This window comes from Brunnivagina elsteri CCALA 953 (assembly GCF_002289455.1).
Taxonomy (GTDB): Bacteria; Cyanobacteriota; Cyanobacteriia; order Cyanobacteriales; family Nostocaceae; genus Brunnivagina; species Brunnivagina elsteri.
On record NZ_NTFS01000410.1, the window covers coordinates 1 to 5,705 of the forward strand.

Consider the following 5,705-nt stretch of genomic DNA (forward strand, 5'->3'; position numbering starts at 1 on the left):
AAGTCAAAATCAAGTCATTTTTCCCCTGAGTTTTTACAATCTTTATTGAGTAAGGCGTTCAAACCCTTAGAAAGAAGCAACGTGCATCCGAGCGTAATGGTGGTGCGCTTCTTCGCTATAACAAGGATGCTTGGCGATGCGTTCCTTAATCTTCTCTTCCATTTCCACGGTGGCGCTGCCTGTGCATCCGCAACCACCTGCTGGCTTTGTTGGGGTTGGTGTGATTTCCGTAATCAAGGGATTGGCTAGCCCTGTAGATTGTGGTTTCATTGAATTTAGCGAATGTCGGGTACTTATGCTGCGCCACGATGGGAGATGTTGCGATTTTAGGTTTTAGATTTTGGATTTTGGATTTTCCAAAATATATCTAATACCAAATGCCTTAATTGAAGAAACGAAATCGCGCCTGAGACTCACATTGTCCTGTTGGAGCTGACCCCAGGTGGGTAAGCATATGGCAGGCTGTAAAACCCTTATGTCTCGGCTGGTGTGTGTCAACGCTTGAGATGCGGGTGAAAAGTTATGTGCGTTCAACAAGGCGCGACTTCTATCCACAGGGGCATGGTGCTATCTCATCCCTCCACTCACTTTTGCGTTCTTCGGCAACCAAATCTATATTATTAGCTTCGTTTGCTTGAGAGGCGCTTTAGTGATTGGCGATATACGTTTTATATCAGCCAGTGCCAATGAGGGTAGAGTATGCCACTGGATAAGATTTATTGGATTTATTAAGTTATGTACTCAAGTCTGCAAATGCAGATATGTTAATGCTTAAGGGATTTGAAAAAAAAAAATTCGGGTGGGGGTACTAGTGTTTCTGGGGAAAGGGACGGGTATTTATGGTGTTGGGGATAAGTATTGTTGTACTCAACTATAACTCTTGTCTGGCAAGGATTTGAAGTGGTTTTATAAGTTTCATTAAGCAGCTGTGTTGCACTCAAAAGAAGCTTATATGCTGTTGATGCGCTAGGGAAGGACAGGATTTGGTTAGTTTGATTGTTTTCCTGAAAACCTGGGGCAGCTCATATAGTAATACTCCAGAGATTTACGAAATTCAATTCTGTAATCAACATATCATTTTTTTTTGCCAAAAAGTTCAATTTATAATTTCTTAATTTTTTGATTGGAAATTTGTCAAATTATTTATCATCTATAGTCGCAGTCGGCTTTTGCGTCGCTCGTTTCATTATACTATTGATATTTATTATTAACAAGTAGAATTTTTGTTCGCTTTAAACTGAAAGCTTTTTGGGTTTTCGTGTTGCCGAGTCAGGACTAACGCATTGACAGATATCTGACTATATGCATTTAAGCCCATTTTTCGTTCAAGATTTTCTATAATGAAGTCACGAGTTGAAGAGACAAATTTCTCTGTACTTCATACCAGTTTTCAATTAACTGGTTTGAACTGATAAAACATAGATAAAAATTATCGATTTAGAAGAAGTATAAAATTTAGCTTCGATATGTGCAGTCATTTGTGGAGCCGATACATGGGAAGATATTGAATTGTTTGGTGATTCTAAATATCAATGGTTTAAAGAGTTTTTATAACTACCATATGGAATACCATCTCATGATACTTTCGCTCGTGTTTTTGCGATAGACCCTCAACAATTTCAAACTTGCTTTATCAATTGGGTGAAGTCAATTAATACATTGGTAGATGGAGATATAATTTCGATTGATGGAAAAGCATTACGTCATTCCTTCGATACTAAAAACAATAAAGGTATGATTCATATGAAATCTTGCCACCGGGGAGTATCCCCGTGGCAAAGTTCGCAGGTTTTGTACAACCCTAAGTGATGTTCAACACCTGATAGACCCTAAAGAAGAATGGTCAAAAATGACAAGTGTAGGCATGATAAATTCCATGCGTAAATGCAATGGTAAAACTACGCTAGAAACTCGTTATTCTATTAGCTGTTTACCTAAAAATGCTAAATCACTTACACAAATTGTACGTAGTCATTGGAACATTGAGAATCAATCACATTGGACTTTAGACATCGCATTGAAATCTTTCATGAGCAATTTGCCAGTAGCTTATTATAAACACTAGCAATCGCCTTAGCCTTGGAACTCCAAGTAAATTCTCTCGCCCTCTGAATAGCTTTGAGTGACATATCGTGGCGCAGGGCTTGATTACAAACCAATTGCTCTATACATCTCTTTAATTCTTGAACAACAAATTCTCTGGAAACAGGATTAATACTAAATCCTGTTTCTTCTGTCACATACTCACCAATGCCGCCATTATTAACCACAATGCAAGGAAGACCAGTAGCCATCGCTTCCAATACTACTGCTCCGCCAAACTCACGTATAGAGGGAAAACAGAAAATATCAGAACTGTTGTAGTATTTGAGTGTTTCTTGCTGTTTAACCCAGCCCGCAAAAGCAACTTTTTCTTGAATATCTAGTTTGTTAACCTGTTGTTCTAAAGTGTTCCGTTCCTCACCATCACCAACGATCGTAAGGAAAATTTTTTGTTGGACAGATGGTGCCAACCTACTCACTGCTTCAATCAACATATCAGCACCTTTGTAGGGAACAAGACGACCTACAAAAAGAAGATTTATTTTTGCATCATCTCTAGTTTCAGCCTCAAAGACTTTTCCCTCCTTTAGGAATGAATCCCCAATTCCATTTTCATAAAGAAGCTCAATCTTCTCATTCTGGATATTAAATAAATCTTCGAGTAAATTCAAAGTATAAGTAGATCCAGCAAGAATATAATCAGCTTTTTCATAGGTTTCTCGATAGCCTGGAATAATTAATCGACCTATTAATCGGAGAAAGTTAAGATAAGCAAACTCCTTTCGGGCTACATCCTGAAAACCCTTTGGAAAAGGAACACCACCATTTACTGGACCAATAACAAATGATACGTTTTTACATGCTTTAATAGTTTTTACTGGATAGCGTGGTATCATCGGTGTTATAGCATGAACTAAATCATAATCGCCTCTGAGGATAGGTTCCTTGAAACTGGTGTAAACCAGATGGTTGAATTCACCATAAATAGGATATATTAGTGTGTTGTAAAGTGGCCAAATAATTCTATTTCCAAGCTTGCTTAACTTTTGAGCGATTTTGTAGTATCCTTTAATAAACTCACTTTCAGAAATGTAGGTGATATCTCTGTCTGGATGTTTTTTCTCCAGAGCTGGCTTATTCCTTTCATGGGTAACTAGGGTTGTGTCAACAAGCTGACTAATCTGCTCATAAAAACAATAGCCTACTAATGGAACTGAGGACCCCTGAGGATTACACTGCTCAATAATCAATAAAACCTTTAAGCTTTTGCTCTTCATTATTTCAATAACTCTTTTAGAATAGAAGTTCAATGTCTTCAGGGGTTTTTCTTTTTGCCATCTGCAAGGTACCAATGTACCAATTTACATTCTGATTTTTTCTTTCTACCCCGATTTACCGAGCGGATACATTTTTTGTTTGAGTACTAGCAGGATAAATATTGTATTACCAATTACATAGCGTTTCCACAAACGTCGAGGTTCCACAATTAAGCGGAAAAACCATTCCAGACCGATTTCTTGCATAAATTTTGGTGCTCTTTGAACCATCCCAGAAACTAGTTCAAAGCTAACTCCAATACCGAGGGAGACGGGCACATTCAAATTTTGATAATTTTTGTACATCCAATATTCTTGCTTAGGAGCTCCTAAACCGACAAAAAGAATATCGGGTTTGGCAGATAAAATCGCAGAATTAATTTTGTTTAGCTCTAACTGGTCAGAATCAAAACCGTAGGGTGGGCAATAAATACCAACTATTTTGATATTGGGGTGTCTTTTTTTCAATGTATCAGCAGCTTTTTGGGCGGCTCCAGGACGACCACCTAAAAGAAATATTTTGAGTCCAGCTTCAGCGCTAGTTTGGCATAACTTCTCAAATAGGTCTATTCCGGTCACTCGTTCGGAAAGTGGTGTATTGAATAACTTAGAAGCCCAAAGCAGTGGAACTCCATCAGGTACTGTCAAAAAAGCGTTTTGATAAATCTCCCGAAAAAAATTATCTTTTTGTAAAGTGACGATATGTTGTGCATTCGGAGTCACAACATACTTGGGGGATTTTTTTGAAAGTGCGTGATTTATTATTTGCTCTACAACTTCATCAAATGAGTATTTATCTACTTGAACACCACAGATATTGACTTTTGGTAGGTTTGATTTGATTGGATTTGTTTTTGTTGAATATTTCATAAAATTTTAAGACAAGAAGTTAATTAACCTATAAGTGGAATGTATGAGACGGGATAGCTATCTAATTAGTCAGAATAAACTACATTAATTGCTGTATGGGAAATCCAAATCCTAAGCTATTCCGAATTGTTAGAAACAAAATTAGAGTCGTAATAAAGAAGAATGTTACTTGAATATCTTGGGTAAAACAAAAGAGTTTTTCCTGCCACAGTCCATAGAGATTAGTTAGGTATAATGGTAAATCGCTGAATGCGATAACAACAACTGCACCGACAATACCAAATCCTTGATATGTAAGGGGCATTGCTAGTGTGATGATGGCAAATCGAGCAAAGTTACTTTGAGCAGAGTATAAGGGTTTGCCAAGTGCTAATAAGGCAGGACTAATGGTGTAGAAAAGCAGAGAAAACCACATACCACAGCATAAAATTGGCATCATCCAACCAGCCGCAGAATATCTTTTATCATAGAGTGTAGTCACAATTAAATCACCAGTTGTAACTAGCGCTGCTAATAAAATTGCGAATCCGAGTAATATGAGTTTTCTTTGAGGAAGAATTTTCTCTCGCAAGATATGTCTTGGTAAATTAGCTTGTTTAGAAATCGCAGGAAAAATAACTTTATGGCTAAGTTGTTTGACGATTTCTCGCGGTATACTTGCCAAGGTATAAGCAATTATATAAACTCCTAGCGTTTCAAATGAGAGTAGTTTACCTAAGATAATGTAATCAGCTTGTTCGGCTGCAAACATTAATCCTGATGCGACAAACATCCATTTACCAAAGGATAAAATTTCTTTGGCAGCGTCTTTATCCCATGCTAAGTGATTGAAATATTTGGGAATTAACCAATAGCTACTAACTAACCGATATAATCCTCCAATTAAAGTTCCAAAAGCTAATGCCCAGATATTAGGATAAAGCCAAACTACAAAAATTAATGTAGATAAAGAAGCAATTTGTAGTATTAATTCATACAGGGAAAGTTTACCTAGTTCCATCCGTCGATGCATACTATGTATACTAGTTGAGCAAAATCCATCAATAACTGAATAGATTACTACAACAGGAATTAGCCGCTGCAAGCGAGTATCATTGTAAAAAAATGCAATGGGGAAAGTAATTAGTAAACATAAAAACCAAATGAAAATGCCCCGAATTACTTGTAGTGTCCAAGCTGTATTCAAAAAGCTAGGTTCGTCACCTCTTTTACTATTAACTATATTTTGACCAATACCTATATCGGAAAATAATTCTAAACCCATTCTCAAAGTGTTAACAAAAGCTATTAAACCAAATAATTCTGGTTTTAAAAGACGAGTCAAGATGATGTTATTACCAAATCTCAGTAAATAGATACTTCCAAAACTAATAATAGTCCAGATTGCACCACGGACGGCAAGCTTTTTTGCAGATGTCATAGCTATTAATGATTAATGAAATATTTTATTGTTTAGAGTAGTGAATATGTTAATAG

General features: G+C 36.8%; 4 protein-coding genes and 3 pseudogenes. 2 read left to right on the forward strand and 5 right to left on the reverse strand.

Translation table 11 applies throughout. The features are described 5' to 3' along the window. Window positions 1–75 precede the first annotated feature (75 nt). Together CK510_RS32405 and CK510_RS34605 are read right to left on the reverse strand one after the other, a co-directional pair. Window positions 76–270 (reverse strand): annotated as a pseudogene (locus tag CK510_RS32405) (nitrogenase cofactor biosynthesis protein NifB); the annotation flags it as partial. Window positions 271–1,279: 1,009 nt separating this feature from the next. Then, window positions 1,280–1,401: pseudogene (locus CK510_RS34605) on the reverse strand (IS701 family transposase); the annotation flags it as partial. A gap of 63 nt (window positions 1,402–1,464) precedes the next feature. On the opposite strand from CK510_RS34605, the pseudogene CK510_RS34460 reads away from it, so the two are divergent. Together CK510_RS34460 and CK510_RS34465 are read left to right on the forward strand one after the other, a co-directional pair. Next, window positions 1,465–1,809 (forward strand): annotated as a pseudogene (locus CK510_RS34460) (ISAs1 family transposase). A 13-nt stretch (window positions 1,810–1,822) separates the two neighbouring features. Next, on the forward strand, window positions 1,823–2,065 hold the full coding sequence (locus CK510_RS34465; RefSeq protein WP_444876503.1) for an ISAs1 family transposase: 243 nt from the start codon (window positions 1,823–1,825) through the stop codon (window positions 2,063–2,065). Here CK510_RS34465 and CK510_RS25185 read toward each other — a convergent pair. From CK510_RS25185 to CK510_RS25195, 3 genes are all read right to left on the reverse strand, one after another. Beyond that, on the reverse strand, window positions 2,028–3,320 hold the full coding sequence (locus CK510_RS25185; protein ID WP_095724284.1) for a glycosyltransferase family 4 protein: 1,293 nt from the start codon (window positions 3,318–3,320) through the stop codon (window positions 2,028–2,030). The genes CK510_RS34465 and CK510_RS25185 overlap by 38 nt on opposite strands. A 105-nt stretch (window positions 3,321–3,425) precedes the next feature. Then, window positions 3,426–4,229, reverse strand: a complete 804-nt coding sequence (locus CK510_RS25190) for a WecB/TagA/CpsF family glycosyltransferase (RefSeq protein ID WP_095724285.1) — start codon at window positions 4,227–4,229, stop codon at window positions 3,426–3,428. A 79-nt stretch (window positions 4,230–4,308) separates the two neighbouring features. Continuing rightward, entirely contained in the window at window positions 4,309–5,649 is a 1,341-nt protein-coding gene (locus CK510_RS25195) for an oligosaccharide flippase family protein (RefSeq protein ID WP_095724286.1), read from the reverse strand. Between the last annotated feature and the right edge of the window lie 56 nt (window positions 5,650–5,705).

Excerpts from the sequence above, each read along its gene's own strand:
- CK510_RS25190 (WP_095724285.1), bottom strand. The coding sequence starts at position 4,229 with ATGAAATATTCAACAAAAACAAATCCAATCAAATCAAACCTACCAAAA.
- CK510_RS25185 (WP_095724284.1), bottom strand. The coding sequence starts at position 3,320 with ATGAAGAGCAAAAGCTTAAAGGTTTTATTGATTATTGAGCAGTGTAAT.
- CK510_RS25195 (WP_095724286.1), bottom strand. The coding sequence starts at position 5,649 with ATGACATCTGCAAAAAAGCTTGCCGTCCGTGGTGCAATCTGGACTATT.